The 25,409-nt window shown below is 70.5% G+C and carries 27 protein-coding genes and 3 pseudogenes; 16 read left to right on the top strand and 14 right to left on the bottom strand.

Features of this window, described 5'->3' with window-relative positions; translation table 11 throughout:
• The first annotated feature begins 125 nt into the window (after positions 1 to 125).
• Positions 126 to 1,150 (top strand): annotated as a pseudogene (locus tag GA0115233_RS17325) (family 2 encapsulin nanocompartment cargo protein polyprenyl transferase).
• Between the two features lie 229 nt (positions 1,151 to 1,379).
• Positions 1,380 to 2,012 carry a GNAT family N-acetyltransferase gene (locus tag GA0115233_RS17320; RefSeq protein WP_093721131.1) on the top strand — a complete coding sequence of 211 codons (633 nt, stop codon included), beginning with the start codon at positions 1,380 to 1,382 and terminating at the stop codon, positions 2,010 to 2,012.
• Here GA0115233_RS17320 and GA0115233_RS17315 read toward each other — a convergent pair.
• A complete protein-coding gene (locus GA0115233_RS17315) occupies positions 2,003 to 2,593 on the bottom strand; it encodes a TetR/AcrR family transcriptional regulator (protein WP_093721130.1) in 591 nt (196 codons plus the stop codon). The genes GA0115233_RS17320 and GA0115233_RS17315 overlap by 10 nt on opposite strands.
• Before the next feature lie 112 nt (positions 2,594 to 2,705).
• Between GA0115233_RS17315 and GA0115233_RS17310 the strand changes: the two genes are divergently transcribed.
• The 5 genes from GA0115233_RS17310 to GA0115233_RS41760 all read left to right on the top strand — a co-directional run bounded on the left by GA0115233_RS17310 (position 2,706) and on the right by GA0115233_RS41760 (position 5,665).
• On the top strand, positions 2,706 to 3,290 hold the full coding sequence (locus tag GA0115233_RS17310; RefSeq protein ID WP_093721129.1) for a dihydrofolate reductase family protein: 585 nt from the start codon (positions 2,706 to 2,708) through the stop codon (positions 3,288 to 3,290).
• Positions 3,291 to 3,308: 18 nt separating this feature from the next.
• Positions 3,309 to 3,623, top strand: a complete 315-nt coding sequence (locus GA0115233_RS17305) for a hypothetical protein (RefSeq protein WP_093721128.1) — start codon at positions 3,309 to 3,311, stop codon at positions 3,621 to 3,623.
• A 96-nt stretch (positions 3,624 to 3,719) separates the two neighbouring features.
• The gene (locus GA0115233_RS17300; protein WP_093721127.1) at positions 3,720 to 4,133 is read left to right on the top strand and encodes a YciI family protein; all 414 of its coding nucleotides are present in this window, start codon (positions 3,720 to 3,722) and stop codon (positions 4,131 to 4,133) included.
• Between the two features lie 5 nt (positions 4,134 to 4,138).
• Complete coding sequence (locus GA0115233_RS17295) at positions 4,139 to 5,338, top strand: RNA polymerase sigma factor (protein WP_176711827.1); 1,200 nt, start codon at positions 4,139 to 4,141, stop codon at positions 5,336 to 5,338.
• Positions 5,339 to 5,347: 9 nt separating this feature from the next.
• The gene (locus tag GA0115233_RS41760; protein WP_176711826.1) at positions 5,348 to 5,665 is read left to right on the top strand and encodes a DUF952 domain-containing protein; all 318 of its coding nucleotides are present in this window, start codon (positions 5,348 to 5,350) and stop codon (positions 5,663 to 5,665) included.
• 7 nt (positions 5,666 to 5,672) lie between these two features.
• Here the strand turns inward: GA0115233_RS41760 and GA0115233_RS17290 are convergent, their stop codons facing one another.
• Positions 5,673 to 6,506, bottom strand: a complete 834-nt coding sequence (locus tag GA0115233_RS17290) for an SDR family oxidoreductase (RefSeq protein ID WP_093721126.1) — start codon at positions 6,504 to 6,506, stop codon at positions 5,673 to 5,675.
• 150 nt (positions 6,507 to 6,656) lie between these two features.
• Between GA0115233_RS17290 and GA0115233_RS17285 the strand changes: the two genes are divergently transcribed.
• Both GA0115233_RS17285 and GA0115233_RS17280 read left to right on the top strand, forming a co-directional pair.
• Positions 6,657 to 7,331 (top strand): TetR/AcrR family transcriptional regulator, encoded by a 675-nt coding sequence (locus GA0115233_RS17285; protein WP_093721125.1) that lies wholly within the window; start codon positions 6,657 to 6,659, stop codon positions 7,329 to 7,331.
• A gap of 15 nt (positions 7,332 to 7,346) precedes the next feature.
• Entirely contained in the window at positions 7,347 to 7,598 is a 252-nt protein-coding gene (locus GA0115233_RS17280) for a hypothetical protein (protein ID WP_093721124.1), read from the top strand.
• Here the strand turns inward: GA0115233_RS17280 and GA0115233_RS17275 are convergent.
• The 4 genes from GA0115233_RS17275 to sodN form a co-directional block, all read right to left on the bottom strand.
• Positions 7,577 to 8,329: a VOC family protein gene (locus GA0115233_RS17275; protein ID WP_093721123.1), complete on the bottom strand. Its 753-nt coding sequence runs from the start codon at positions 8,327 to 8,329 to the stop codon at positions 7,577 to 7,579. The two genes, GA0115233_RS17280 and GA0115233_RS17275, sit on opposite strands and share 22 nt — an antisense overlap.
• A gap of 28 nt (positions 8,330 to 8,357) precedes the next feature.
• Positions 8,358 to 8,771 carry a VOC family protein gene (locus GA0115233_RS17270; RefSeq protein WP_093721122.1) on the bottom strand — a complete coding sequence of 138 codons (414 nt, stop codon included), beginning with the start codon at positions 8,769 to 8,771 and terminating at the stop codon, positions 8,358 to 8,360.
• A gap of 61 nt (positions 8,772 to 8,832) precedes the next feature.
• Positions 8,833 to 9,234 (bottom strand): helix-turn-helix transcriptional regulator, encoded by a 402-nt coding sequence (locus GA0115233_RS17265; RefSeq protein ID WP_093721121.1) that lies wholly within the window; start codon positions 9,232 to 9,234, stop codon positions 8,833 to 8,835.
• A 124-nt stretch (positions 9,235 to 9,358) separates the two neighbouring features.
• Positions 9,359 to 9,754, bottom strand: coding sequence for a superoxide dismutase, Ni (gene sodN / locus GA0115233_RS17260; RefSeq protein WP_020123534.1), 396 nt, complete (start codon positions 9,752 to 9,754; stop codon positions 9,359 to 9,361).
• 145 nt (positions 9,755 to 9,899) lie between these two features.
• On the opposite strand from sodN, the gene sodX reads away from it, so the two are divergent.
• Positions 9,900 to 10,334, top strand: a complete 435-nt coding sequence (sodX, locus tag GA0115233_RS17255; protein ID WP_093721182.1) for a nickel-type superoxide dismutase maturation protease — start codon at positions 9,900 to 9,902, stop codon at positions 10,332 to 10,334.
• Here the strand turns inward: sodX and GA0115233_RS17250 are convergent.
• Positions 10,238 to 10,867 carry a CGNR zinc finger domain-containing protein gene (locus GA0115233_RS17250; protein WP_093721120.1) on the bottom strand — a complete coding sequence of 210 codons (630 nt, stop codon included), beginning with the start codon at positions 10,865 to 10,867 and terminating at the stop codon, positions 10,238 to 10,240. The two genes, sodX and GA0115233_RS17250, sit on opposite strands and share 97 nt — an antisense overlap.
• A 101-nt stretch (positions 10,868 to 10,968) precedes the next feature.
• On the opposite strand from GA0115233_RS17250, the gene GA0115233_RS17245 reads away from it, so the two are divergent.
• Positions 10,969 to 11,727, top strand: coding sequence for a class I SAM-dependent methyltransferase (locus GA0115233_RS17245; RefSeq protein WP_093721119.1), 759 nt, complete (start codon positions 10,969 to 10,971; stop codon positions 11,725 to 11,727).
• A gap of 63 nt (positions 11,728 to 11,790) precedes the next feature.
• On the opposite strand, the gene GA0115233_RS17240 is transcribed toward GA0115233_RS17245, so the two are convergent.
• The 3 genes from GA0115233_RS17240 to GA0115233_RS17230 are packed head-to-tail and all read right to left on the bottom strand — an operon-like array spanning position 11,791 to position 14,511.
• On the bottom strand, positions 11,791 to 12,552 hold the full coding sequence (locus tag GA0115233_RS17240; RefSeq protein WP_093721118.1) for an amino acid ABC transporter ATP-binding protein: 762 nt from the start codon (positions 12,550 to 12,552) through the stop codon (positions 11,791 to 11,793).
• A complete protein-coding gene (locus GA0115233_RS17235; RefSeq protein ID WP_093721117.1) occupies positions 12,549 to 13,517 on the bottom strand; it encodes an amino acid ABC transporter permease in 969 nt (322 codons plus the stop codon). Before GA0115233_RS17235 ends, GA0115233_RS17240 begins: the two co-directional genes overlap by 4 nt.
• 31 nt (positions 13,518 to 13,548) lie before the next feature.
• Positions 13,549 to 14,511, bottom strand: a complete 963-nt coding sequence (locus tag GA0115233_RS17230) for an ABC transporter substrate-binding protein (protein WP_093721116.1) — start codon at positions 14,509 to 14,511, stop codon at positions 13,549 to 13,551.
• Positions 14,512 to 15,117: 606 nt separating this feature from the next.
• Here GA0115233_RS17230 and GA0115233_RS17220 point away from each other — a divergent pair.
• The 4 genes and pseudogenes from GA0115233_RS17220 to GA0115233_RS17205 all read left to right on the top strand — a co-directional run bounded on the left by GA0115233_RS17220 (position 15,118) and on the right by GA0115233_RS17205 (position 18,627).
• Complete coding sequence (locus GA0115233_RS17220; protein ID WP_093721114.1) at positions 15,118 to 16,341, top strand: NAD(P)-dependent malic enzyme; 1,224 nt, start codon at positions 15,118 to 15,120, stop codon at positions 16,339 to 16,341.
• Between the two features lie 460 nt (positions 16,342 to 16,801).
• Positions 16,802 to 17,772, top strand: a pseudogene (locus GA0115233_RS17215) (zinc-binding dehydrogenase).
• A gap of 82 nt (positions 17,773 to 17,854) precedes the next feature.
• Positions 17,855 to 18,064, top strand: coding sequence for a helix-turn-helix domain-containing protein (locus GA0115233_RS17210; protein WP_093721113.1), 210 nt, complete (start codon positions 17,855 to 17,857; stop codon positions 18,062 to 18,064).
• On the top strand, positions 18,064 to 18,627 hold the full coding sequence (locus tag GA0115233_RS17205) for a Clp protease N-terminal domain-containing protein (RefSeq protein ID WP_093721112.1): 564 nt from the start codon (positions 18,064 to 18,066) through the stop codon (positions 18,625 to 18,627). The genes GA0115233_RS17210 and GA0115233_RS17205 overlap by 1 nt, the downstream gene beginning before the upstream one ends.
• 4 nt (positions 18,628 to 18,631) lie before the next feature.
• On the opposite strand, the gene GA0115233_RS17200 is transcribed toward GA0115233_RS17205, so the two are convergent.
• The gene (locus GA0115233_RS17200; RefSeq protein ID WP_093721111.1) at positions 18,632 to 19,732 is read right to left on the bottom strand and encodes a PadR family transcriptional regulator; all 1,101 of its coding nucleotides are present in this window, start codon (positions 19,730 to 19,732) and stop codon (positions 18,632 to 18,634) included.
• A 1-nt stretch (position 19,733) separates the two neighbouring features.
• Positions 19,734 to 20,759, bottom strand: coding sequence for a DUF4097 family beta strand repeat-containing protein (locus GA0115233_RS17195; RefSeq protein WP_093721181.1), 1,026 nt, complete (start codon positions 20,757 to 20,759; stop codon positions 19,734 to 19,736).
• 158 nt (positions 20,760 to 20,917) lie between these two features.
• On the opposite strand from GA0115233_RS17195, the gene GA0115233_RS17190 reads away from it, so the two are divergent.
• Entirely contained in the window at positions 20,918 to 21,727 is an 810-nt protein-coding gene (locus GA0115233_RS17190) for a hypothetical protein (RefSeq protein WP_255310242.1), read from the top strand.
• Between the two features lie 90 nt (positions 21,728 to 21,817).
• Here the strand turns inward: GA0115233_RS17190 and GA0115233_RS17185 are convergent, their stop codons facing one another.
• Both GA0115233_RS17185 and GA0115233_RS17180 read right to left on the bottom strand, forming a co-directional pair.
• Entirely contained in the window at positions 21,818 to 21,997 is a 180-nt protein-coding gene (locus GA0115233_RS17185; RefSeq protein WP_003992906.1) for a DUF6104 family protein, read from the bottom strand.
• An 86-nt stretch (positions 21,998 to 22,083) separates the two neighbouring features.
• Positions 22,084 to 25,409 (bottom strand): annotated as a pseudogene (locus GA0115233_RS17180) (multifunctional oxoglutarate decarboxylase/oxoglutarate dehydrogenase thiamine pyrophosphate-binding subunit/dihydrolipoyllysine-residue succinyltransferase subunit); the annotation flags it as partial.

Genomic DNA, 25,409 nt, shown 5'->3' with positions numbered 1-25,409 from the left:
GTGTCCCCGCCCTCCGGGGCGGGTACACCCTTGGGGTACGGCGATCGTCCGAGACGCGTGAAAGGCGGAGGCCCATCGGGACCCAGACACACGCCGGACCGGGTCCGCTCGACGGGCAGGAGGCGATGGCGATCCTGGAGCGTGCGCGAGGAGCCGTCGACCCCGAACTGCGGTCCGCCATCGAATCCTTGCCGGACGCCATGCGCCGGACCGCGCTCTACCACTTCGGCTGGCAGCACGCCGACGGCACGCCCGCCGCGGGCAACGCCGGGAAGGCGATCCGCCCCGCGCTCGTCCTCACCGCGGCCGAGGCGCTGGGCGGGCCCCCGCCCGCAAGGCGGCGGTGCGGGCCGCGGCGGCGGTGGAACTGGTCCACAACTTCACGCTGTTGCACGACGACGTGATGGACCGGGACACCACCAGGCGCCACCGGCCCACGGCCTGGACCGTGTTCGGTGACTCCAACGCGATCCTCGCCGGGGACGCGCTCCAGGCGCTCGCCCTGCGGCTGCTCGCCGAGGACCCGCACCCGGCGTCCACGGCGGCCGCCGGCCGGCTCGCCGCCTGTGTCGTCGAACTGTGCGAGGGGCAGCACACGGACACCGCCCTGGAGCAGCGGGCCTGCTCCGACGTCGGCCTCGACGAGACGCTCGCCATGGCCGAGGCCAAGACGGGGGCGCTGCTGGGCTGCGCCTGCGCCCTCGGCGCGCTCTACGCGGGAGCGTCGCGGGAGGACGTCGAGGCGATGGACGCCTTCGGCCGGCAGGCCGGGCTGGCGTTCCAGCTCATCGACGACGTGATCGGCATATGGGGCGACCCACGGCGCACCGGTAAGCCGGCCGGGGCGGACCTGGTGGCCCGCAAGAAGTCGCTGCCCGTGGTCGCCGCGCTGACCTCCGGCACTCCGGCGGCGGCCGCGCTGGCCGAGCTGTACGCGGTACCCCACGGCAAGGGAGGTCTGGCGGCGGAGGAGGAGACGGCCCGGACCGCACTGGCCGTGGAACAGGCGGGCGGACGGGACTGGGCCCAGGTCCAGGCCGCCGACCGGATGGCCCGCGCCATGCAGGAACTGGCCCGCGCCGTCCCCGAACCGGAGTCGGCGGGCGGCCTCCTGGCCCTCGCCGAGTTCGTCACCCGACGCACCACCTAGCTCACCGAAGACCCCGGACCGGTGGTCGTGAGGCTCCTGACCCCGCACGACCACCGGCTCCGGCCAGGCGGGTCCCGCACATCCCCACGGTGTGCGGGGCCCGTTCATGTGAGGGCGTGTGGGTTCCTGCCACCGGCAGGGGCCAATTCCCGTCAATCTCGGCCCCGTCGCACCACCGCACCCGCCAACCGCCATACGATCACCGCCGGTTCACACGGAGGGGCGGACGATGAGCGCAGGCATCCGGCAGGCAGGCCAGGGCGACCGGGACCTGGTCGTGCGGTTGCTCGACTCGGCCTTCCAGGACGATCCCGTCAGTGGCTGGGTCTTCCCCGGGGACGAGTACCGCCGGGCCACCCACCACCGCCTCATGGCGGCCTTCGCCGACATCGTGCTGGAGGCCGGGCGGATCGACATGACCGAGGACGGGTCCGCCTGCGCGCTCTGGCTGCCGACGCCCGCCGGGGGCCACGAGGCCGACGACGAAGGGCCCGCGCAGGTGCGGGCGGCCGTCGACCCCGACAACGAGCGCGTCGAACTCATCGCCAGGCTCACCGCCGGGATACACCCGACCGACCGCGCCCACGAGTACCTGTGGATGATCGGCGTCCGGCCGGGCCGGCAGGGCGAGGGGATCGGTTCCGCGCTCATGGGAGCCGTCCTCGACCGCTGTGACCGTGAGGGCACCCCCGCCTATCTGGAGGCGAGCAGCGAGCGCAGCCGGAAGCTGTACGAGCGGCTCGGGTTCGATCTGCTCGGCCGGCCGCTGCAACTGCCCGACGGCCCGCAGATGTTCCCCATGTGGCGCGAGCCGCGGCACTCCGGCGAGCCGCGCAACTCCGGCGAGCCGCGTCAGTCCTGAGGCACGATCGTCGCCACGATCCGGTCGATCAGCCCCCCCGGCACGCTCACCCCCGGCAGCACGCCGTCCAGCACCCCCGGCAGGGTCAGGTGCTCCAGGATCAGGCCGAGCATCGCCAGATAGAGCACCGCGACGGTCTCGTCACCGCCGGGGAGACCGGCGTCGCGGTGGAACTCCATGCCCTCGGTCAGGTCCCCGCGCACGGACGCGGTGTACGAGTCACGCAGTTCCGGGCGGCGGGTGGCCTCCAGGCGCATCTCCAGCAGGGCCAGGTATCCCGTGCGGTCCCGCGTGGCGCGGTCCATCAGGTCGTGCATGAACGCCGCGACCAGTGACCGGTCCTTGGGCCGTTCCAGCAGCTCCTCGATCACCTTCGGGTCGGGGGCGAGCCGTACGTGCAGACGGGCGTCGATCTGGCGGAGCAGGTCGTCGCGGCCGGTGAAGTAGTTGGACGCGGTACCCACCGGCACCCCCGCCTCGGCGTCCACCGCGCGGAACGTCAGCCCGCGCGCCCCTTCCCGCGCCAGCACCTCCACCCCGGCGTCCACCAGCGCGGCCCGGCGCTCCGGATTCCTGGCCAATGCGGAATCTCCTCTCCCACTTCAGTCCCGGCCCATAAATACGCTTGCAACCACTACAAGCGAAGTACTACAACTGGAGTTGTTCACGGTCAGCCTACGAAAAGAGACCGGCTTGCGAAAGCTCACGTACTTCGTCGCCTGCTCCATCGACGGTTTCATCGGCGCCCCGGACGGCGACGCCTCCTCGATGTTCGCCTTCCTGGACGAGGAGTTCCTCGGCTACCTCGCCGCGCAGTGGCCGGACACCATCCCCGTCCAGGGCCGCGAACAGCTCGGCCTCAAGGGCGCCGAGAACCTCCACTTCGACACGGTCGTCCAGGGCCGCGCCAGCTATCAGCTCGCCCTGGACGCCGGTGTCACCAGCCCGTACGGCCATCTGCGCGAGTACGTCGCCTCGCGCTCGCTCGGCACCTCCCCGGACCCGAACGTCACCGTCATCGAGGAGGACCTCGTCGGCCGGATCCGCGAGCTGAAGGCCGAGGAGGGAGAACTCGGCATCTGGCTCTGCGGCGGCTCGCAGGTCGCGGGCGAACTGCTCGACGAGATCGACGAGTTGGTGATCAAGACCTACCCGCAGGTGTACGGCGCGGGCATGCCGATGTTCGGCACCGGCTTCGCCGTCACCGACTTCACGCTGGAGGACGTCCGTACGTTCGGCAACGGCGTGGTCGTCCGCACCTACGCACGCAAGCGCTGACCGTCCTACCCTGAGGACATGGACAGCGAGACACGTGCCTGTCCGGCCTGCGGACAGTCCGTCGAAACGGTCGTCCGGCGCCACAAGACGCTGGGCGCGTGGGTACCGCGCTGGGTGCCGGGCCCCTGCCACAATCCCGACTGCGAGGCGTACGTCGAGGAGGGCGCCGAGGAGGAGCCGCACCCGCACCACCGCACGCACCACCATCACCCCCAGCCCTCGCCGGTGCGGTCCGTGAGCCCGGAACGGCCCGAGAGCCCGCAGCGGCCCGCGGGCCCGGATGGCTCCGAGGGCCCGGAACAGGCCGAACAGCCCGCCGCGAAAAATTCCTGAGTTTTCCCGCCGCACCATGTCGAGAGCGCGGGCCCGGCTCCGACGTCCCCTGTGAAGAGCCGCCCGGACGGGCGGCCCGAGACGAAGGAGCGAGTCATGAAGTACCTGGTCATGGTGCAGGGCAGCCAGGCGGACTACGAGGTGATGAAGGGCGGCGGACCGGAGGGCTCCCCGGTCTGGACCGAGCAGGACATCCAGGCGATGTTCTCCTTCATGGGCGCCCTCAACGACGAACTCGCCGAGAGCGGCGAACTGATCGACGCCCAGGGCCTGACCGAGCCCGCGCAGGCCCGGCACGTCGGCCTCGGCGACGACGGCAAGCCCGTCATCACCGACGGCCCGTACAGCGAGACCAAGGAGCTGATGGCGGGCTACTGGGTCCTGGACTGCGCCAGCCTGGAGCGGGTCACCGAGATCGCCGCCCGCGTGCTGGAGTGCCCCCAGCCAGCCGGTGCGCCGGTCTACCCGGTCGTCATCCGGCCCATCGGCGAGGCGGGCGGAGACATCTGAACCCCATGAGTACCCCCGTCGAGGACCTGCTGCGCGCCAGCGCGCCGCAGGTCCTCGGCGCGCTGGTACGCCGGTACGGCCATTTCGACGCCGCCGAGGACGCCGTACAGGAGGCCCTGCTCGCCGCGGCCGGGCAGTGGCCCGCGAAAGGGGTGCCGGACAATCCGCGCGGTTGGCTGATCAAGGTGGCCTCGCGGCGGCTGGTGGACGCGCTGCGGGCGGAGGGAGCCCGGCGGGCGCGCGAGGAGAAGGCGGTGGCGCTCGGGGAGCGCCTGGCCACCGGTGCGGACCGGGCGCCGCGCGAGGACGACTCCCTCTCCCTGCTCTTCCTGTGCTGCCATCCGAATCTGACCCCGCCCGCGCAGATCGCGCTCACCCTGCGCGCGGTCGGCGGACTGACCACGGCGGAGATCGCCCGCGCCTATCTGGTGCCGGAGGCGACCATGGCCCAGCGGATCAGCCGGGCAAAACAGAAGGTGCGCGGGGTGCGCTTCGGGCGGCCCGACCGCTGGGCCGAGCGGCTGCCCGCGGTCCTGCACACCCTGTACCTGATCTTCAACGAGGGCTACACGGCGACCTCAGGGGCGAGCCTGCAGCGGCGCGAACTGGCGGGTGAGGCCATCCGGCTCACCCGGATGGCCCACCGGCTGCTCCCGGACCTCGGCGAGGTGACCGGGCTGCTGGCCCTGATGCTGCTCACCGATGCCCGCCGCGACGCCCGCACCGGACCGCACGGCGACCTCGTCCCCCTCGACGAACAGGATCGCTCCCGCTGGGACAAGGCGGCGATCGAGGAGGGCATCGCCCTGATCACCCACGCCCTGCGCAGCGGCCCCGCCGGTCCCTACCAACTGCGCGCCGCCATCGCCGCCGTCCACGACGAGGCGCCCAGCGCGGACGCCACCGACTGGGAGCAGATCCTCGGGCTCTACGACGTGCTGGTCCGCCTCGTCCCCGGCCCCGTGGAGCGCCTGAACCGCGCGGTCGCCGTCGCCATGGTGCGCGGCCCGGCGGCGGGGCTCGCCGAAGTGGACGCGCTGGAGGGCGAACTGGGTCACCGCCGGGACGCCGTACGGGGTCATCTGCTGGAGCGGGCCGGAGCCTACGAGGAGGCGCGGGCCGCCTACGAGTCGGCGGCCGGGCAGACCATGAGCCTGCCGGAGCAACGGTACTTGCGGGCGCGGGCGGCCCGGCTGGGCCCGTAGCGTGACCGCATGAGCGAACCGATCGTCCATCTGACCCGACGCTCCCAGTGGGACGCGGCCCGTGCGCAGGGCATGTACGAGATCTCCACCCGCGGCCGGACCCTCCAGCAGGAGGGCTTCATCCACTGCTCCACGCGCACCCAGCTCCCGCGCATCGCGGCGGCCTTCTTCTCGGACCTGGACGATCTGGTGGTCCTGGTCGTGGACCCGGACCGGTTGACAGTGCCCGTGCGCTACGAAGCGGCCGAGCCCGGCGGCGAGGAGTTCCCGCATGTGTACGGGCCGATCCCGGTGGACGCCGTGGTCGGGGTGGAGCCGTGGAAGTGAGGGCCGGTCAGCGGAAGTCGGCGAGGTGATCGGTGGCCCAGGCGGTGAAGGGGCGGGGGGAGTGACCGGTCAGCTCCCGCACCGTGTCGGTGAGCGGCACGGGCCTGCCGTCGTGGGAGCGCCACCAGTTCAGCAGTGGCTCCGCGTAGTGCTCGGGCAGGTAGTCGGCGGTCTCCAGCTTCCACTCCTCCCGGCTGACGTGGCGCACGGCCACGGGCTGGGCCAGCACCTCGGCCAGCAGGTCGATCTGCTCTGCGAAGGTCAGCGACTCGGGCCCGGTGAGTGTGTAGTGGCCGCCGCGGAGACGGGGGTCGGTCAGGACGGCGAGGGCGGCCTCGGCGATGTCCCGTTCGTGGAGGGGGTCGCTGTGGGCGTTCGGGTAGGGGAGGCTGATCGGCTGTCCCGACCGGATGGGCCAGGCCCAGGCCGCCGCGTTGGAGGCGAAGGCGCCGGGGCGCAGGATCGTGGTGGTCAGCGGGGAGTCGAGCAGGGCGCGCTCCACGTCCAGGTGCGAGCGGGCCAGCGGGTCGTTCTCGGCGTCGGGGCCGAGGACTCCGGCGGAGGACAGGAGCACGATGTGCTCGACCCCGGCCTTGAGGGCGTGGCCGACGAAGTCGTGGATCTGCTCGGGGCGGGCGTAGAGGAACACCGCGTCGACGCCGTTCAGGGCGGTGGGGAAACCGGCGGGGTCGGTGAGGTCGAGCGGCACGGTCCCGACGCCGCCGGGCGGGTCGAGTTCGCCGGGGCGCGCTGAACCGAGCCGTATCGGCAGGCCCCGTGAGTGGAGCAGCTGGGCGAGGTGGGCGGCGACGGCGCCGCGGGCGCCGGTGATCAGGAACATGGGTTTTCCCCCTGGTGCGGCTGGACGCGAACGTTGTACGTAACGAACACTGTTCGCTTCGGTCATGACGGCGACCGTATGTAACGAACGTTGTTCGTGTCAAACGCTGTTCGTGTCAAACGTCGTTCGTGCCCGGGCTAGGCTTCCCCCATGAGCACCCCACCGGTCAGCCGCCGCGCGCGGCCCGCCAAGGCGCCCCTCAGCCGCGAGGTCATCGTCCGTACCGGCCTGGACATCCTGGACCGCGACGGCCTGGACGCCCTGACCATGCGCCGCGTCGCCAAGGAACTCGACACCGGCCCGGCCTCGCTCTACGTCTACGTCGCCAACCGCGACGACCTGATGGCCGCCATGCTCGACCAGGCCCTGGCCCCCGTCCCGCACACGGCGCCCCCCGCCGGGACCGGCTGGCGCGAGCGGCTGCACGCCCTGATGCGGGCCGCGATCGAGGCGATGAGCCGCCACGAGGGGCTCGCCCAGGTCGCCCTCGGCGCCATCCCCACCGGCGACAACGCCCTGCTCGTCATCGACCGCATGCTGGCCCTGCTCAAGGAGGGCGGCCTCGACGACACCACCGCCGCCTGGGCCGTGGACCTGCTCTACCTCCACGCCGCCGCGGCGGCGGCCGAACAGAGCGCGTACGACACCAAGGCGCAGGACGAACAGACCGCGGTCGCGGCGGCCGACGCGCACTTCGCCGCGCTCCCGCCCGACCGGTACCCCATGGTCACAGCCCTGCGCGGCCCCCTGTTCGCCCCCGGAGACCGGGACACCTGGGGCATCGACGTCCTGATCAACGGCATACTCCGCACACCCGCGGGCTGAGAGGGGATCACACGCATGCGACGGCGCCGGTTATGGCGATGGGCAGTGGTCGTGTGGGCGGTCGCGGTGACCGTCGCCGGAGGGGCCACGCTGTGGCTCCAGGACTCCCGGCCGCCGGGCGAGGACGGGAAGACGTACCGGTGGCAGGAGTTCGAGCCGCGGCCGACACACGACTCCGACTGCCCGGGTCCCGGAAAGACACCCACGCCCCGACCCGACGGCACGGTCGTGGATTGCGCCTACGCCTATTCGACCGTGGAGCCCTGAGCGGGCAGTCCGCCCGTGTGCGGGTCCCGGCCCGTCAGGCAGTACAGGCCGCCCGCCGGGTCGCGCAGCACGCTCCAGTGGGCGCCGTGGCGTACGAGTTCGGCGCCGAGGCGTTCGTGGGCGGCCAGGCTCGCCCCGATGTCCGCGCAGGCGAGGTCCAGGTGGGCGGAGGTGGGGCGCTCCTCGCCGAGCCGCTGGATGAGGATGCGGACCGGCAGCCCGGCCGGTGGCCGCAGGACATGGAACTCCGGCAGGGAGCCGGGGCGGGACTCCCAGGCGGGCAACAGTGCCGTCCAGAAGGCGACTTCGGCGTCGTGACGCGAGGGCGGGGTGTCCAGGCAGACCTGGTCGAGCCGGGTGCCGTGGACGACGGGCGGGCGCTCGGCCTCCCCGCTCCAGGGGACCGAGCAGAACAACTGCCCGGCGGGCGACCGCAGTACGGCCCACTCCCCGTGATCGGCGACCGACTCCGCGCCCGCGCGCAGTGCGTCCTCCCGGAACCCCGCGACATCCTCCACGGCGAAGTCGAGATGGGCGCCGCCCGGCCCCGCGCCCACGCCCTGCACCTTGACGCACGCGTCGCCGGACTCCGGCAGCAGGGTGACGAACTCGCCCTTGTCCCCCCGGAGTTCGGACAGCCGGGTGCCCGTGACGGCGGTCCAGAAGTCGCAGGCGGCGCCGAAGGAGCCGGCGGGGCGGTCGACGAAGGCGTACGTCCAGCGGATGGTCATGGACGCGATCGTAGATCGACCGCGGGGTTCACTTGTTCGGTTCCATGAACCGCAGCATGTTCCCGGCCGGGTCCCGGAAGGCGCAGTCGCGCACCCCGTACGGCTGGTCCATCGGCTCCTGGATGACGTCGCCGCCGGCCTCCCGCACCCGCTCGAAGAGGGCGTCGCAGTCGTCGGTGGTGAAGTTGACCCCGTGCAGCACGCCCTTGGCGAGCAGCCGCGCCATGGCCTCACGGTCGGCGGGGGAGATGTCGGGGTCGGCGCCGGGCGGCTCCAGCACGATGTCCACGTCGGGCTGGGACGGCGACCCGACGGTCACCCACCGCATGCCCTCGAACCCGACGTCGTTGCGGACCTCCATGCCCAGGACGTCCCGGTAGAAGGCGATCGCCTTGTCGTGGTCGTCGACGGCGAGGAAGCAGTTCTTCAGCCTGATGTCCATGGCGCCAGGCTAGGCCGTGTCCGCAAAGTCCCGCCTGCCGAGCGGCACGCCCTCTCGGCCGTTACGCCCGCTTCTTCCCCTTCGGACGGGTGAACCGGCGGGCCACGCAGGCCGGGATCACCGCCCCGTCGTCGTGCGGCCGGGCCCGGTACGCGCTCGGTGTCTCGCCCACCAGTTCGGTGAACCGCGCGCTGAAGGAACCCAGCGAGGTGCATCCCACCGCCATGCACACCTCCGTCACACTCAGGTCCCCCCGGCGCAGCAGCGCCTTGGCCCGCTCGATCCGGCGGGTCATGAGATAGCCGTACGGAGTCTCCCCGTACGCGGCGCGGAAGCTGCGCTGGAAGTGCCCCGGGGACATCAGCGCGGTCCGCGCGAGCGCGGCGATGTCGAGCGGCTCGGTGTACTCCCGGTCCATCCGGTCACGCGCCCGCCGCAGCCGTACCAGGTCCTCGGTGTCCACCTGGCCAGCATGCCACGAACGCCGAAGGGCCCGGCCGAGTGCTCGGCCGGGCCCTTCCGGAAACGCCCGTCGACCCGCGATGGTGCACCGACCGCCGGTCGGAGCGCTCCCAACAGGCCGTGGATCAGGCCTTCTTGGTCTCCCAGAAGATCTTGTCGATCTGGGCGATGTAGTCCAGCGCCTTCTGGCCGGTGGCCGGGTCCGTGGACGCCTTGGCGGCCGAGAGGGCCTTCAGGGCGTCGTTGACCAGCTGGTGCAGCTCCGGGTACTTCTCGAAGTGCGGGGGCTTGAAGTAGTCGCTCCACAGGACCGACACGTGGTGCTTGGCGAGCTCGGCGCGCTGCTCCTTGATGACGGTCGCACGGGCCTGGAAGTGCGGGTCGTCATTGGCGGCCATCTTCTCCTGCACGGCCTTGACCGACTCCGCCTCGATGCGGGCCTGGGCAGGGTCGTACACACCGCAGGGCAGGTCGCAGTGCGCGCTGACCTTCACCTTGGGGGCAAACAGGCGGGAAAGCATGGAGCATTCCTTCCTCGTGATCGTCTTCTCAGGTGGGACATTACTCCCTGAGGGACGGGTTTTCGCGAGTGCCCCCTTGGGCTTAGGACAAAAGTCCGGGGTCGGGCCGAGACTGGTGGAGGATAGGACAGGGGAGGTGCCGCTGATGCCGGAACTGTCGCAGGAGACCGAACGCGGGCGGCCGTTGCTGCCCTTCGGGCCGGCCGAGGTGACCGGGCCGTCGATGGTGCCCACGCTGCACCACGGCGACCGGCTGCTGGTGCACTGGGGGGCTCGTGTCCGGCCCGGTGACGTGGTCGTTCTGCGCCATCCGTTCCAGCAGGACCTGCTCGTCGTCAAGCGTGCGGCGGAGCGCCGCGAGGGCGGCTGGTGGGTGCTCGGGGACAACGCGTACGCGGGCGGGGACAGCACCGACTACGGGACGGTCCCGGAGGAGCTGGTGCTCGGCAGGGTGCGGGCCCGGTTCCGGCCGCGCAGGGCGGATCAGCGCTCGCCGCTCGCGCGGGCGCTCTGGGTGCTCTCCGCGGCCCGGCCGGTGCTCTCCGACCGGTCCGCCTCCAGGCGTTTGCGGGCCCGGTAGGCGGCCACGTTCGCCCGGGTGGCGCAGCGGTCGGAGCAGTAGCGCCGGGACCGGTTGGTCGAGGTGTCGAGGTAGGCGTTGCGGCACGGCGCCGCCTGGCACAGGCCCAGCCGGTCCACGCCGTACTCGGTGAGGTGGAAGGCCAGCCCCATGGCCGCGATGGCCGCGTAGCCGGAGGTCGCGTTGGAGGGGTGGTCGGCGAGGTGCATGTGCCACAGCGGGCGCCCGTCGTCGTCCCGGAAGTCGTGCCCGGAGATCTGCGGGCTGACCGGGAACTCCAGCAGCAGTGAGTTCAGCAGGTCCACCGCGAGGGTCTCGTCGCCGCCGTCCGCCGCCTCGAAGACCGCGCGCAGCCGGGCCCGCACCGAGCGGAAGCGGGTGACGTCGGCCTCCGTCGCGCGCCGCGCCGCCGACTGGTTGGCGCCGAACAGCTCGCGGACGGCCTCGACGGACGTCAGCGTGTCCTTGCCCCGGGCCGGGTCCTCGCTGTTGACGAGACGTACGGCGTAGTCCGAGTAATAGGCCAGTTCCACTTGTAGTCCTTACGGAGGCGTTCTATGGTCGTGGTGCGGTCGGAGTAACAGCTGATCGTGCTTCCAGGGTATTACGCATCCGTCCGAGGAGGGGGCTTCCCATGACGACCGGCACCCGTACCGACTGGCAGAGCTGGCAGGAGAGCTGGGACCGCCAGCAGGAGTGGTACATGCCCGACCGGGAGGAGCGCTTCCGGATCATGCTGGACATGGTCGAGGCGCTCGTCGGACCGAAGCCCCGGGTCCTCGACCTGGCCTGCGGCACCGGCTCCATCACCGCCCGTCTGCTGGCCCGGATGCCCGGCGCCACCAGCACCGGCGTCGACCTCGACCCGGCGCTCCTGACCATCGCCCGGGGCACCTTCGAGGGCGACGAACGGGCCAGCTTCGTCACCGCCGACCTCAAGGACCCCGCCTGGACGGCGAAACTGCCGTACGAGTCCTACGACGCCGTCCTGACCGCCACGGCCCTGCACTGGCTGCACAGCGAACCCCTCGCGGCCCTCTACGGTCAGGTCGCGGGGCTGGTCCGCGACGGCGGTGTCTTCATGAACGCGGACCACATGATCGACGAGACCACGCCCCGGATCAACCAGGCCGAACGCGCGCTGCGGCACGCCGGCATGGACCGCGCCAAGGACGCCGGCGCCCTCGACTGGGCCGAGTGGTGGCAGGTCGCCGCCGAGGACCCGGTGCTCGCCGAACCGACCGCCCGCCGCTTCGAGATCTACGGCGACCACGCCGACGGCGACATGCCCTCCCCGCAGTGGCACGCGCGCGTACTGCGCGAGAAGGGCTTCGGCGAGGCCCGCCCGGTGTGGTGCTCACCCTCGGACACGCTGCTGCTGGCGCTGAAGTAGGCGCCGGCGCCATGCGAAAGGGGCGGTACGGGAGACCCGTACCGCCCCTTCGGCGTCGTGCTGTCAGAGGACCTTCGACAGGAACGCCTGCGTCCGCTCGTGCTGCGGGTTGGTCAGGACCTCGCGCGGGTTGCCGGACTCCACGACCACGCCGCCGTCCATGAAGACCACGCTGTCGCCCACCTCGCGGGCGAAGCCCATCTCGTGGGTGACGACGACCATCGTCATGCCGGACTCGGCCAGGTCGCGCATGACGTCGAGGACGTCACCGACCAGCTCCGGGTCGAGTGCCGAGGTCGGCTCGTCGAACAGCATCAGCTTCGGCTCCATCGCCAGCGCACGGGCGATGGCGACACGCTGCTGCTGGCCGCCGGAGAGCTGGGAGGGGTAGTTCCCGGCCTTGTCGCCGAGACCGACCTTCGTCAGCAGCTCGTGCGCCCGCTCCCTGGCCTGGGACTTGCTCACGCCCTTGACCTGGATCGGGGCCTCCATGACGTTCTCGGCGGCCGTCATGTGCGGGAAGAGGTTGAACCGCTGGAACACCATGCCGATGTCCCGGCGCTGCTGGGCGACCTCGCTGTCCTTGAGCTCGTAGAGCTTGTCGCCCTTCTGGCGGTAGCCGACGAGCTCGCCGTCGACGTACAGCCGGCCGGCGTTGATCTTCTCCAGGTGGTTGATGCACCGGAGGAAGGTCGACTTGCCGGAGCCGGAGGGGCCGATGAGGCAGAACACCTCACCGGTCTGGACCTCCAGGTCAATGCCCTTGAGGACCTGGACGGCGCCGTAGGCCTTGTGGACGCCCTCGGCCTTCACCATGGCGGTCATGCCGACGCACCCCTTTCACGGCCGCCGATCGAGATCAGGTTCGCCTTGACCTTCTGCCACGGCGTCGGCGGCAGCTGACGCAGCGAGCCGCGGGCGAAACGGCGCTCCAGGTAGTACTGGAAGACACTGAACACACTGGTCATGACCAGGTACCAGATGGAGGCCACGAACAGCAGCTCCATCACCGCGTACGACGTGGAGCCGATCGTCGACGTGGCGCGCAGCAGCTCGTTGTACGTCACCACGTACACCAGCGACGAGGTCTTCAGCATGTTGATGAACTCGTTGCCGGTGGGCGGCACGATCACGCGCATGGCCTGCGGGATGACGATGCGGCGCAGCGTCTTGCCGTGGCTCATGCCGAGCGCGTGGGCGGCCTCCGTCTGGCCCTCGTCGACGGCCATCAGGCCGGCGCGGCAGATCTCGGCCATGTAGGCCGCCTCGTTCAGGCCCAGGCCCAGCAGGGCCGCCATGAACGGGGTCATGACCTGCACCATCTCGTCCTTGTAGAACGGACCGAGGTTCAGGTACTCGAAGACCAGCGCCAGGTTGAACCAGATGAGCAGCTGGACGTAGACCGGGGTCCCGCGGAAGATCCAGATGTAGAGCCAGGCGACCGAGCTGGTCACCGGGTTCTTGGACATCCGCATCACGGCCAGGATGACGCCGAGGACGACACCCATGATCATCGCCAGGATGCTGATCAGGAGCGTGCGGCCGGCACCCGCCAGGACGGTGGGGTCGAAGATGTAGTCCCCGACGGCGCCCCAGTTGATCTTCTTGGCGGTGGCGAACGCGTTGATCAGCAGGGCCAGCAGGCCGAGCACGATCACACCGCTGATCCAGCGGCCGTAGTGCCGGACCGGGATGGCCTTGATCGCCTCCGGCGCGAGGGCCGTGCCCTCCTTGGAGACCCCGGCCGACGGCTTGCCGTCGGCCGGCTCCTTGTCGAACTTGTCAGTCACGGTGACTGCCCTTCAAACGTGCTCGGGACGGTCACTTGCCGCCGTTGATGGCGGCCTTGTCGATCGCGCCGGTCTCGGCGCCCCACTTCTCAAGGATCTTCTTGTAGGTGCCGTCCTCGATGATGGCGTTGACGGCCTCTTCCAGCGCTGCGGTGAGCTCCTTGTTGTCCTTGTTCACCGCGATGCCGAACGGACCGGCGTCGATCTGCTCGCCGACGACCTCGAAGGCGTTGCCGTTGTCGGCCTTGCGGGCCAGGTCCACGGCAACCGGGTAGTCGTTGACGCCGGCCACGGCGCCGCCCGACTTCACCCGGGTCTGGGCCTCGGTGTCGTTCTCGAACGACTCGATCTTGACGGCCTTCTCACCGGCGTCCGTGCACTTCTTGGACTGGTCCTTCAGCGCCTGCTCGTAGGTCGTGCCGCGCTGGACGGCCGCGGTCTGGCCGCAGAGGTCCTCGATCGAGTTGATGTTCTTCGGGTTGCCCTTCTGGACGTACACCGCGGTGCCGGCCAGGAAGTAGTCCACGAAGTCGACACCGGGACCGAGCTTCTTGCCCTTGTCGTCCAGGCCCTCCTGACGCTGCTTGTTGTCCGTGATGGACGACATCGCGATGTCGTAGCGGCCCGAGTTGAGGGAGGTGATCAGGCCGTCGAAGGAGCCGGAGGTGAACTTGAAGTCCACGCCGAGCTTCTCGCCCAGCGCGGCGGCGATGTCGGGGTCGACACCGACGATCTTGCCGCCCTCCTGGAACTCCATGGGCGCGTACTCGGCGTTCGTACCGACCTTGATCTCGCCGGCGTCCTGGATCTTCTTGGGCAGCTTGTCGAACAGCGGCGCGGTGCTGGACTTGCCGGTCTCCTTGGACTCGGAGCTGCTGCTGTCCGTCTGGTCACCGCAGCCGGTGAGAATCAGCGCGCCTGCGACCGCGATCGAGCCGACCGCTGCCAGCCGGGAGCGCGCGGCGGTCGTACGACGGGTGGTGCTTGCGGTCATGGTGGGTTCCTCCGGCGGATGGGTGGAGTTGCCGATGGGTCGACGAGAGCACACGTCTTCGAGTGTCGCGACCTCGTGTGATTACGGCATCTTGCCATTCGGACTGTGCGATTCAGGGTGCCCGCTATGTCAAAATCGGATAACGGGTGACCCCCGAACCACTACAGGTCAGGACATCGCGACCGCATCTCTTCCGGGAATCTCCCCTTCCGGCCGCAAGATCTCCGGTCTGTCTCAGGATGTGACCGGTCGGTAGGTTCCGCTGGCCGTGCGCTTGAGCGTCAATCGGGCGTGCGTCAAGGGGGATTGACCAGTTGTCCATATGGCGGCGCATGATTCATGTCACCGGTAAACGGTGATCGATGATCGTTCTTCGTTCCGCCATGTGAGCTTGCGCCTATTGGACTCGTCCTCGACGGCGTCCGTCCGGTAAGAAGGTGCTTTACACCCCTCATCCGGGGCTCAGGGCGCGTGTGCGGCGCGCCCGTCGCGTATGCGCCCTCAAGTGACCGTACGTATCGGTAACTGGGCCGTGCGCGGTGCCCGCCCACCCCTCACCTGGGAGTGGCCACCCTCAAACCATGAATACTTAAGGGGTCAGACAAAGTGGCAGCGGAGATCGTCAATCCTCGCAGCGACAGCGATACGGGTCAGGACGGAGAGGCGGAGCCCTTCGATTCCTTCGACCCCGCGTTCGCGCTGCACCGCGGCGGCAAGATGGCAGTGCAAGCCACCGTGCCGGTCCGCGACAAGGACGACCTGTCCCTGGCGTACACGCCCGGCGTGGCGAAAGTGTGCAGCGCCATCGCCGAGCAGCCGGAACTCGTCCACGACTACACGTGGAAGTCCTCCGTGGTCGCCGTCGTGACGGACGGTACGGCCGTGCTCGGGCTCGGAGACATCGGGCCCGAGGCCTCCCTTCCGGTGATGGAGGGCAAGGCGATTCTGTTCAAGCAGTTCGGCGGCGTGGACGCGGTGCCGATCGCGCTGAACTGCACCGGTGTCGACGAGATCGTCGAGACCGTGGTGCGGCTCGCTCCCTCGTTCGGGGGCGTCAACCTGGAGGACATCTCGGCGCCGCGGTGCTTCGAGATCGAGCGCCGGCTCCAGGAGCAGCTGGACATCCCCGTCTTCCACGACGACCAGCACGGTACGGCGGTCGTGACGCTGGCCGCCCTGCGGAACGCGGCGCGGCTGAGCGGGCGGGAGATCGGGCAGCTCCGCGCGGTCATCTCCGGGGCCGGGGCGGCCGGGGTCGCCATCGCGAAGATGCTGGTCAGCGCCGGGATCGGGGATGTCGCGCTGGCCGACCGCAAGGGCATCATCTCGGCGGACCGGACGGATCTGACGGACGTCAAGCGTGAGGTCGCCGGGTTCACGAACAAGGCCGGGATCTCGGGGTCGCTGGAGGACGCGCTGGCCGGGGCCGATGTGTTCATCGGGGTCTCGGGTGGCACCGTCGCGGAGTCGGCTGTCGCCTCGATGGCGGAGGGCGCCTTTGTCTTCGCCATGGCCAATCCGAACCCCGAGGTGCATCCCGAGGTCGCGCACAAGTACGCGGCCGTCGTGGCCACCGGGCGGTCGGACTTCCCGAACCAGATCAACAACGTGCTGGCGTTTCCGGGGATCTTCGCGGGGGCGTTGCAGGTGCGGGCCTCTCGGATCACCGAGGGGATGAAGATCGCGGCGGCGGAGGCGTTGGCGTCTGTCGTCGGGGACGATCTGGCTGCCGACTATGTGATTCCGTCGCCGTTCGACGAGCGGGTTGCTCCGGCGGTTACGGCCGCGGTTGCTGCTGCGGCTCGGGCCGAGGGGGTGGCTCGGCGCTGAGGTTTGTGCGGCGCTGAGTTCTGTACGCAGGTGAGGTGACCCCGGTCGGGTGTATCGGCCGGGGTTATTTCTTTACCCGGGGGTTGGGCCGGGTGGGTGGTGGTGCGGGTGGGGGGCGTTTTTTCGCCCCCGCCGCCCCTTCCCGTTCCCGTCCCCAGGGGCTGCCGCCCCTTCGACCCCGCTCAGGGGGCTTTGCCCCCTGGACCCCCGTCGGCCTGGGCGGCCTCGTCCTCAAGCGCCGGACGGGCTGGAGGGGGTGGGGGTGGGTGGGTATCGGCCTGGACGGCCTCGTCCTCAAGCGCCGGACGGGCTGAAAGTGGCCTGGGTGGGTGGGCAGAGCATCTGGATGTGGCCGGGCTTCGTGGCTGTCTGCGGGTGGGTGGGGTGAGGGGGCACAAGAGGGGATGTGTCACAGGTGTGGGCCGTTTCGGTGGGGGTGGGGCGGGCCTATCGTCGGGGCATGTTTGCTGTGTATGCCGCCCGAATCGATCGCGACCAGCCGCTCAGCGGCCTTGAGTTGGGGGAGCGTCCTGCCCCACAGGCCCGTGCCGGCTGGAGCGTGGTCAATGTCAGGGCCGCCTCCCTCAACCATCACGACCTGTGGTCCCTGCGCGGCGTCGGCCTCGCCGAGGACAAGCTGCCGATGATCCTCGGGTGCGACGCCGCCGGTGTCGACGAGGACGGCAATGAAGTCGTCCTGCACTCCGTCATTGGGCAGAGTGGGCACGGCGTGGGGCCGAAGGAGCCCCGGTCCATCCTCACCGAGCGGTATCAGGGGACCTTTGCCGACCAGGTCGCCGTGCCCACCTGGAACATCCTTCCCAAGCCCAAAGAGCTGTCCTTCGAGGAGGCCGCCTGCCTTCCTACTGCCTGGCTGACGGCGTATCGGATGCTCTTCACCAACGCCGGGGTGCGGCCCGGTGACTCCGTGCTCGTGCAGGGTGCGGGGGTGGTGTCGCCACCGCCGCCATCGTGCTCGGCAAGGCCGCGGGGCTGCGGGTGTTCGCCACCAGCCGGGACGAGGCCAAGCGCAAGCGTGCTCTCGAACTCGGTGCGGTCGAGGCCGTGGAGTCGGGGGCGCGGCTGCCGCAGCGCGTCGACGCCGTCATCGAGACCGTCGGTGCCGCCACCTGGTCGCACTCCGTCAAGTCGCTGAAGCCCGGCGGCACGCTCGTCATCTCCGGTGCCACCAGCGGGGACCGGCCCTCCCACGCCGAGCTGACCCGGATCTTCTTCCTGGAGCTCAAGGTCGTCGGCTCCACCATGGGGACCAAGGACGAGTTGGAGGATCTTCTTTCCTTCTGCGCCGCCACGGGCGTGCGGCCCGTCATCGATGAGGTCCTGCCCATGGACCGGGCCCGTGAGGGCTTCGAGCGCATGGCCTCCGGGGAGCTGTTCGGGAAGGTTGTGCTGACCAACTCCGGTTCCTGAGGGTCTCTGGCTCCGCCGGTTATCACCCACCCCTGTCAACTCAGGTTGACAGGGGTGGGTTCGTCAACCTATGTTGACAGGTATGAGTGAGGCAACCGATCTCGCCGCACGTGCCGGTGACCGTGACCCGAGGGTTGGGCTGCGGGCCGTCGCCGCGTTGCGGCGGCTGTTGGAGCAACTGGAAGCCGTACAGGTGCGCAGTGCGCGCAATCAAGGGTGGTCGTGGCAGGAGATCGCCGCGGAGCTCGGAGTCAGCAGGCAGGCCGTTCACAAGAAGTACGGGAGGCATTGATGTTCGAGCGGTTCACCAAGGACGCCCGCGCCGTGGTGAAGGGCGCGGTCGAGTACGCGGAACGGTCCGGCGCCGGCACGGTCGACACCGAGCACCTGCTGCTCGCCCTGCTCGACCGGGAAGGCAGCCGTGCCTCCTTCGTGCTGGCCGCGCTGGGGCTCGCGGAGCGCAGGGAGTCCGTCCGCGACGCGCTCGGCGAGGCGCGGAGGCGGGCCGGGCTGTCGCAGGCCGAGTCCGACGCGCTCGCCGGACTCGGTATCGACGTCGCCGAGATCGTCGCCCGGGTCGAGGAGGTGCACGGCGTCGGCGCGATGTCCGGCGACCGCGGGGGGAAGGGCTGGTGGTCCGGCCGCCGGTCCTTCGGCCGGGACGCCAAGGGCGTCCTCGAACGCTCCCTGCGCATCGCCCTGGCCCACCGCGACCGGCACATCGGCGACGAGCACATCCTGCTCGCCCTCACGGCCTCCCCCGGGGTGCCGGCCGAGGTCCTCGCCGACCACGGGGTCACCAGCGCGTCGGTGACCCGGGTCCTCTACGGGCAGGGAGAGGCCAAGGCCGGCTGAGCCGCTACGCCTTCGGCCCCCTCAGCAGTGCCCCTATGTGGGCCGCCGCCGTGGACAGATGCCTGCGGGCGTCGCGGAGTTGATCCGCCGTCACACCGTGGTCGCGGGCCGCGTCACGGATGTCGTCACGGAAGCGGTCCAGCAGCCGCTCCAGGTCGCGGGCCGGGTCGCCGGTGGAGTCCTTGGCGTCCTCCTGGGCCCAGGACGGCTCGTACTCGGCGGGGAAGTCCTCCGGGGTCTCGGAGTACACCGGGGCGTCCGACGACTCCGGGTGCCGGTCGGTCTGGCCGGTCTGGCCGGTCGCCGTGCCGGGGCGGCCGAAGCCGAAGTCCTTCCCGAACTCCTTGCCGAAGTCCTTCCCGAACTCGCCGAACTCCTTGGCCAGTTCCGTGAGGCCCTCGCGCACGCCGGTCGGCCAGTCGCCGCGGGCGAAGTGGTCCTGCACATGGTCCTGGACCCGTTTGGCGATGCGCTGCATCTCCTCTTGGGCCTGGGCGCGGGCCCGGTCCTGAGCCTCCTTGGCCTGGCGCCGGGCGCGCTGGGCCTCCTCGCGGGCCCGACGGCTCTCGTCCTTGGCACGCCGGGCCTGCTCCTTCCACTCCTGCTTGGCCCGCCGCATCTCCTCCTTGGCCGCCCGCCAGGCCTCCTTGTCGGTGAAGTCGGTCAGGTCGCCGAGGTCGCCGAGCGGTCCGCCGCCCGCCTTGCCCTTGCCGTCCTGCCGGGCCTCGGAGGCCGCCGCGCGCATCTCCCGGCGCAGGTTCCCGGCCGCGCCGCGCACATCGGCCCGTATCTCCGCGGCCAGCTCCGCGACCGACTCCCGGATCTCCAGCTCCAGGTCGGCCAGTTCCCCGCTGCGGTCGGCCAGTTCGGCGCGTCCGGCGTCGGTGATGGCGTACACCTTGCGGCCGCCCTCGGTGGTGTGCGTGACCAGGCCCTCGCTCTCCAGCTTCGCCAGCCGGGGGTAGACCGTGCCCGCCGACGGGGCGTACAGGCCCTGGAAGCGCTCCTCAAGGAGGCGGATCACCTCGTAGCCGTGGCGCGGCGCCTCGTCCAGCAGTTTGAGCAGGTACAGGCGGAGACGGCCGTGGGCGAAGACGGGAGGCATGTCAGAGCACCTTCTTGTCGGTCGTACCGTCGGTCGTGCCGTCGGCCGGGTCGCCCGGGTCGGCTTCGGTGGGCGGTGTGGAGTCCTGGCCGGCCTCGGAATTCTCCCCCGAGCCGGGCGGTGCGGTCTCCGCCGAGCCGGGCGGTGCGGTCTCCGCCGAGCCGGGCGGTGCGGTCTCCGCCGGGCCGTCCTCCCAGAACTCCGCCTCCCACGGCTCCTCCTCGCGGGCCGGACGGCGCAGCAGGGCGATGGAGCCCGAGACGGTGGTCGCCCGCAGCTTGCCGTTGCCCGCGCCCAGCTTGCCGGTGATCTTGTGGGCGCCCCACTGGCCGTGCACCCGCAGTCCGTCGAAGGCGTTGGAGATGGTGCCGCTCGCGGTGTTGGCCTCGACGTCGGCGTCGGCCGGGTGGGGGAGGCGGATGGCGATCTCGCCCGAGACACTGGTGAGCCGTACGTCCGTCGGGCCCTCCGGGTCGAGGTCGACGATCATCGAGCCGCTGACCGAGTCCGCGCGCACGGAGGGGCCCGACCCCTCGACGACGGTGAGGTCGCCCGAGACCGAGTTGAAGCGGAGGTCGCCGGTGACGGCCTGGGCCTCCAGGTTCCCGGAGACGGTGTCGGCGCGGACCGGGCCGGAGAGGCCGACGAGTGTGGTGTCGCCGGTGACGCCCTTGACCACCGAGGGTCCGCGCACCCCGGAGACCACGGCGCCCGCGCCGACCACGCCCACCTCGACGCGGGTGTCGGCCGGGACCGCCAGCGAGACCACGGCGCTGCGCCGCCAGCCCTTGCGGTCGAGCCACTTCAGGAAGCCCTTCCAGGGCAGGTCCTCGTAGGCGACGGTGAGGGTGCCGCGCTCCTGGGTGACCACCAGGGGTGGGCCCTCCACCGCGGAGACTTCGAGGCGGGCGGAACCCTCGTCGGTGCCCACCACGTTCACCGTTCCGTTGACGATCCGTACGTGCAGCTCGCGCACCGGTTCGTCGAAGGTGAGCTTCTTCGGCTCCGTGACGGACCACTCGGTCATGGTGACGACCTCCCCGTGACAACGCGCCATATCGCGTCTCCTGTCAATCACGATATATCGCGCTCGGGGAAAGTCAAGACACTCTTTCGGGGGTGAGGGGAGGTCGACCGTCGGGTTCAAAAGTGACCAATCGCCACAGATCGCCCTACCGTATGAGCATGTCGACCCCCGGAGCCCTGCTGCTCTGCCGCGCCGAGCCGGAATCCGTCGCCCCCGTCGCCCCGCTGCTCCGGGAACCCATGCTCCTCGCCCCGGCGGGCGAGGAGTGGAGCGTGCTGGTGCCGGAGGGCACGCCCTGGGCGCAGAACGAGGAGCCGGTCGACCGCGTGCTCACCGGCTGGGCGAGCGCGCTCGCCGTCGGCGCGCCCTGGCCCGTACTCGCGCTGTGGTGGGACGAGGACCGCGCCGGGTTCACCCTCGCGTCCGGCTTCCGCCGCCCCGTCGGCTACATCTGGCTGCGCAACGGCACGCCCGTCGGTGAGGACGAGGCCATGCACACCTTCGCCGCCCGGCTGGGCCTGGACCCGGTGCTCGACATGGAGGCCCTGGACGCCCTGACGAAACCGGACCCGGACGCCGACGCCCCCGCCCGCCTGGCGGGCCTGCTCGCGGTCCTCACCCACGCCGGAGTCGCCCTCCCCGACGGCCTCGCCCCCGGCGAACCCGCCGACCGCCTGCGCGCCGCCGTACGCGCGCACCCCGGCGCCCACCCCGTCGAGCGCGCCGGCTGGCGTGAGACGGTTCGCGCGGAACTGGACGCCGTGGACGTGGGCCGTTTCACCCCCTGGTTCCCCTGGTCGGGCACCCCCCAGGCGCGCGCCCTGCACCTCGCCCAGCTCACAGCGGGCGTCCCGGCCACGGTCTGGGGTCTGCACCGCCGCAGCCCCGGCTGGCTCATCGCGGGAGCGGTGCTGCTGGCACACGGGGCGCTGGGGCTCGCGTTCGACGTGACCCGCCCGCGCGACTGACGGGCCGGCACCGCGCAGCAGCGGAACATCGCAGAGGCCGCACGGGAAACAGAAGAGGGCGCCTCCAAGAGACGCCCTGCGTGTGGGGTGTTACTCGTCGTCCTCGTCGTCCAGGCGGGCCAGCCACGTCGCGAGGCGCTCCACCGGGACCTCGAAGTCGGGGTTCAGGTCGACGAACGTGCGCAACTGCTCGGCGAGCCACTCGAAGGTGACTTCCTCCTCGCCGCGCCGCTTCTCCAGTTCTTCGATGCCACGGTCGGTGAAGTACATGCCCACAGGATAAGGCGGCAGGGCCGCACCCCCGATCGGGGTACGGCCCTGCCGGACAGCCAGACGCTTACGCCTCGAACCGGCGCTTACGCCTCGAAGACCTCGCGGACCAGCTGCTCCTGCTCGGCCTGGTGGCGCTTGGCCGAGCCGACCGCCGGGGACGAGCTGTGCGGACGCGAGATGCGGCGCAGGCGCTCGCCGTGCGGCACGTCCGCGCCGACCGCCAGGTCCAGGTGGTCGATGAGGTTCAGGGCGATGAACGGCCACGCGCCCTGGTTCGCCGGCTCCTCCTGGGCCCACAGGTACTTCTCGGCGTTCGGGTACTTGGCGATCTCGGCCTGGAGCTCGGCACCCGGCAGCGGGTACAGGCGCTCGATCCGGATGATCGCCGTGTCCGTGACACCGCGCTTCTGCCGCTCGGCCTCGATGTCGTAGTAGACCTTGCCCGCGCAGAACACGACCTTCTTGACCGCGGCCGGGTCCACCGAACTGTCGCCGATGACCGGGCGGAACTGGCCGGTGGTGAACTCCTCCGCCTTCGACGCGGCGGCCTTCAGACGCAGCATCGACTTCGGGGTGAAGACGACCAGCGGCTTGTGGTGCGGGTTGTGCACCTGCCAGCGCAGGAGGTGGAAGTAGTTCGACGGGAGCGTGGGCATCGCGACCGTCATGTTGTTCTGGGCGCAGAGCTGGAGGAACCGCTCCGGGCGGGCCGAGGAGTGGTCCGGGCCCTGGCCCTCGTAGCCGTGCGGGAGGAGGAGCGTGACGCCGGAGGTCTGGCCCCACTTCTGCTCCGCCGACGAGATGAACTCGTCCACGACCGTCTGGGCGCCGTTGACGAAGTCGCCGAACTGCGCCTCCCACATCACCAGCGACTCGGGGCGGGCCAGCGAGTAGCCGTACTCGAAGCCCATCGCCGCGTACTCGGAGAGCAGGGAGTTGTAGACGTTCAGCCGCGCCTGTTCCTCGGAGAGGTACATCAGCGGCGTGAACTCCTCGCCCGTCTCGCGGTCGATGATCACCGCGTGGCGCTGGCCGAAGGTGCCGCGCTGGGAGTCCTGGCCGGCGAGCCGGACCGGGACGCCCTCAAGGAGCAGCGAGCCGATCGCGAGGGTCTCGCCCATGCCCCAGTCGATGGTGCCCTCCTCGACCATCGTCGCCCGGCGCTGCAGCTGCGGCAGCAGACGCGGGTGGACGGTGATGTGGTCGGGGATGTTGACCTGGGACTCGGCGATCCGCTTGACGACCTCCGCGGAGACGGCCGTGCTGACCGCGACCGGGAACTCCGCCTGCGGGTCCACGTGCTCGGCGACGGCGGGCTGCGAGGTGGCCTCGCGGACCTCCGTGAAGACCTTCTCCAGCTGGCCCTGGTAGTCCTGGAGCGCCTGCTCGGCCTCTTCCAGGGTGATGTCGCCGCGACCGATCAGGGACTCGGTGTAGAGCTTGCGCACCGAGCGCTTCTTGTCGATCAGGTCGTACATCAGCGGCTGGGTGAAGGCCGGGTTGTCCGACTCGTTGTGACCGCGGCGGCGGTAGCAGATGAGGTCGATCACCACGTCCTTGTTGAACGCCTGGCGGAACTCGAAGGCCAGACGGGCAACGCGGACGACCGCCTCGGGGTCGTCGCCGTTCACGTGGAAGATCGGGGCCTCGATCATGCGGGCCACGTCGGTGGCGTACATCGAGGAGCGCGACGACTCGGGGGCCGCCGTGAAGCCGACCTGGTTGTTGATGACGATGTGGACCGTGCCGCCGGTGCGGTAGCCGCGCAGCTGCGACATGTTCAGGGTCTCGGCCACCACGCCCTGGCCCGCGAAGGCCGCGTCGCCGTGGATCGCCACCGGCAGGACCGTGAAGTCGGTGCCGCCCTTGTTGATGACGTCCTGCTTGGCGCGCGCGACGCCCTCCAGGACCGGGTCCACCGCCTCCAGGTGGGAGGGGTTGGCGACCAGGGAGACCTTGATCTGCTCGCCGTCCAGGCCGGTGAAGGTGCCCTCGGCGCCCAGGTGGTACTTCACGTCGCCGGAGCCGTGCATCGACTTCGGGTCGAGGTTGCCCTCGAACTCGCGGAAGATCTGCGCGTAGGACTTGCCGACGATGTTGGCGAGGACGTTCAGCCGGCCGCGGTGGGCCATGCCGATGACGACCTCGTCCAGGCGGGACTCGGCCGCGGAGTCGATGACCGCGTCCAGCAGCGGGATGACGGACTCGCCGCCCTCCAGGGAGAACCGCTTCTGCCCGACGTACTTCGTCTGCAGGAAGGTCTCGAAGGCCTCGGCGGCGTTCAGCCGGCGCAGGATGCGCAGCTGCTCCTCGCGCTCGGGCTTGGTGTGGCCGCGCTCGACCCGGTCCTGGATCCACTTGCGCTGCTTGGGGTCCTGGATGTGCATGAACTCGATGCCGGTGGTGCGGCAGTACGAGTCGCGCAGCACGCCGAGGATGTCGCGCAGCTTCATCAGGGACTTGCCGGAGAAGCCGCCGACGGCGAACTCGCGCTCCAGGTCCCACAGGGTCAGGCCGTGCTCGGTGATGTCGAGGTCGGGGTGCTTGCGCTGGCGGTACTCCAGCGGGTCGGTGTCGGCCATGACGTGGCCGCGGACCCGGTAGGAGTGGATCAGCTCGAAGACCCGGGCGGCCTTGGTGACGTCGTCGTCGTGGCTGGCGTCGATGTCCTTGAGCCAGCGGACCGGCTCGTAGGGGATGCGCAGGGCCTCGAAGATGTCGTCGTAGAAGCCGTTCTCGCCGAGGAGGAGGTTGGCGACCTGGCGCAGGAACTCGCCGGAGGCGGCGCCCTGGATGACCCGGTGGTCGTAGGTCGACGTGAGCGTCATGACCTTGGAGATGCCGAGCTTGTTCAGGGTGTCCTGGGAGGTGCCCTGGAACTCCGCCGGGTAGTCCATGGAGCCGACGCCCATGATCACCGACTGGCCGGGCATCAGACGCGGCACGGAGTGCACGGTGCCGAGGCCGCCGGGGTTGGTCAGGGAGACGGTGACGCCGGTGAAGTCGTCCATCGTCAGCTTGCCGTCGCGGGCGCGGCGGACGATGTCCTCGTAAGCCTGCCAGAACTCGAAGAAGTTCAGCGTCTCGGCCTTCTTGATCGCCGCGACGACGAGCTGGCGGTCGCCGTTGGGCTTGACCAGGTCGATGGCGAGACCGAGGTTGACGTGGTCAGGCTTGACCAGGGTGGGCTTGCCGTCCTTCTCCGCGAAGGAGTAGTTCATCGACGGCATGGCCTTGATGGCCTGCACCATCGCGTAGCCGATCAGGTGCGTGAAGGAGATCTTCCCGCCCCGGGCGCGCTTGAGGTGGTTGTTGATGACGATGCGGTTGTCGAACAGCAGCTTCACCGGGACCGCGCGGACCGGAGGTGGCGGTCGGCAGCTCCAGCGAGGCGTTCATGTTCTTCGCG

Origin of the sequence: Streptomyces sp. DI166 (genome assembly GCF_900091315.1) — a bacterium.
Classification (GTDB): domain Bacteria; phylum Actinomycetota; class Actinomycetes; order Streptomycetales; family Streptomycetaceae; genus Streptomyces; species Streptomyces fuscus.
Note: the sequence above shows the minus strand (reverse complement) of the source record. Positions and strands in the feature narration are given on the sequence as shown.

Bases quoted from the DNA above. Each gene is read 5' to 3' on its own strand.
- GA0115233_RS17200 (WP_093721111.1), bottom strand. From the start codon at position 19,732: ATGCCTCCCGTCTTCGCCCACGGCCGTCTCCGCCTGTACCTGCTCAAA.
- GA0115233_RS17290 (WP_093721126.1), bottom strand. From the start codon at position 6,506: ATGTTCCTGATCACCGGCGCCCGCGGCGCCGTCGCCGCCCACCTCGCC.
- GA0115233_RS17210 (WP_093721113.1), top strand. From the start codon at position 17,855: ATGAGTGAGGCAACCGATCTCGCCGCACGTGCCGGTGACCGTGACCCG.
- GA0115233_RS17295 (WP_176711827.1), top strand. From the start codon at position 4,139: ATGAGTACCCCCGTCGAGGACCTGCTGCGCGCCAGCGCGCCGCAGGTC.
- GA0115233_RS17205 (WP_093721112.1), top strand. From the start codon at position 18,064: ATGTTCGAGCGGTTCACCAAGGACGCCCGCGCCGTGGTGAAGGGCGCG.
- sodX (WP_093721182.1), top strand. From the start codon at position 9,900: ATGCCGGAACTGTCGCAGGAGACCGAACGCGGGCGGCCGTTGCTGCCC.
- GA0115233_RS17195 (WP_093721181.1), bottom strand. From the start codon at position 20,759: ATGACCGAGTGGTCCGTCACGGAGCCGAAGAAGCTCACCTTCGACGAA.
- GA0115233_RS17275 (WP_093721123.1), bottom strand. From the start codon at position 8,329: ATGACCATCCGCTGGACGTACGCCTTCGTCGACCGCCCCGCCGGCTCC.
- GA0115233_RS17300 (WP_093721127.1), top strand. From the start codon at position 3,720: ATGAAGTACCTGGTCATGGTGCAGGGCAGCCAGGCGGACTACGAGGTG.
- GA0115233_RS17280 (WP_093721124.1), top strand. From the start codon at position 7,347: ATGCGACGGCGCCGGTTATGGCGATGGGCAGTGGTCGTGTGGGCGGTC.
- GA0115233_RS17185 (WP_003992906.1), bottom strand. From the start codon at position 21,997: ATGTACTTCACCGACCGTGGCATCGAAGAACTGGAGAAGCGGCGCGGC.
- GA0115233_RS17245 (WP_093721119.1), top strand. From the start codon at position 10,969: ATGACGACCGGCACCCGTACCGACTGGCAGAGCTGGCAGGAGAGCTGG.
- GA0115233_RS17305 (WP_093721128.1), top strand. From the start codon at position 3,309: ATGGACAGCGAGACACGTGCCTGTCCGGCCTGCGGACAGTCCGTCGAA.
- GA0115233_RS17230 (WP_093721116.1), bottom strand. From the start codon at position 14,511: ATGACCGCAAGCACCACCCGTCGTACGACCGCCGCGCGCTCCCGGCTG.
- GA0115233_RS17270 (WP_093721122.1), bottom strand. From the start codon at position 8,771: ATGGACATCAGGCTGAAGAACTGCTTCCTCGCCGTCGACGACCACGAC.
- GA0115233_RS17190 (WP_255310242.1), top strand. From the start codon at position 20,918: ATGTCGACCCCCGGAGCCCTGCTGCTCTGCCGCGCCGAGCCGGAATCC.
- GA0115233_RS17240 (WP_093721118.1), bottom strand. From the start codon at position 12,552: ATGACCGCCATGGTGAAGGCCGAGGGCGTCCACAAGGCCTACGGCGCC.
- sodN (WP_020123534.1), bottom strand. From the start codon at position 9,754: ATGCTTTCCCGCCTGTTTGCCCCCAAGGTGAAGGTCAGCGCGCACTGC.
- GA0115233_RS17285 (WP_093721125.1), top strand. From the start codon at position 6,657: ATGAGCACCCCACCGGTCAGCCGCCGCGCGCGGCCCGCCAAGGCGCCC.
- GA0115233_RS17320 (WP_093721131.1), top strand. From the start codon at position 1,380: ATGAGCGCAGGCATCCGGCAGGCAGGCCAGGGCGACCGGGACCTGGTC.
- GA0115233_RS41760 (WP_176711826.1), top strand. From the start codon at position 5,348: ATGAGCGAACCGATCGTCCATCTGACCCGACGCTCCCAGTGGGACGCG.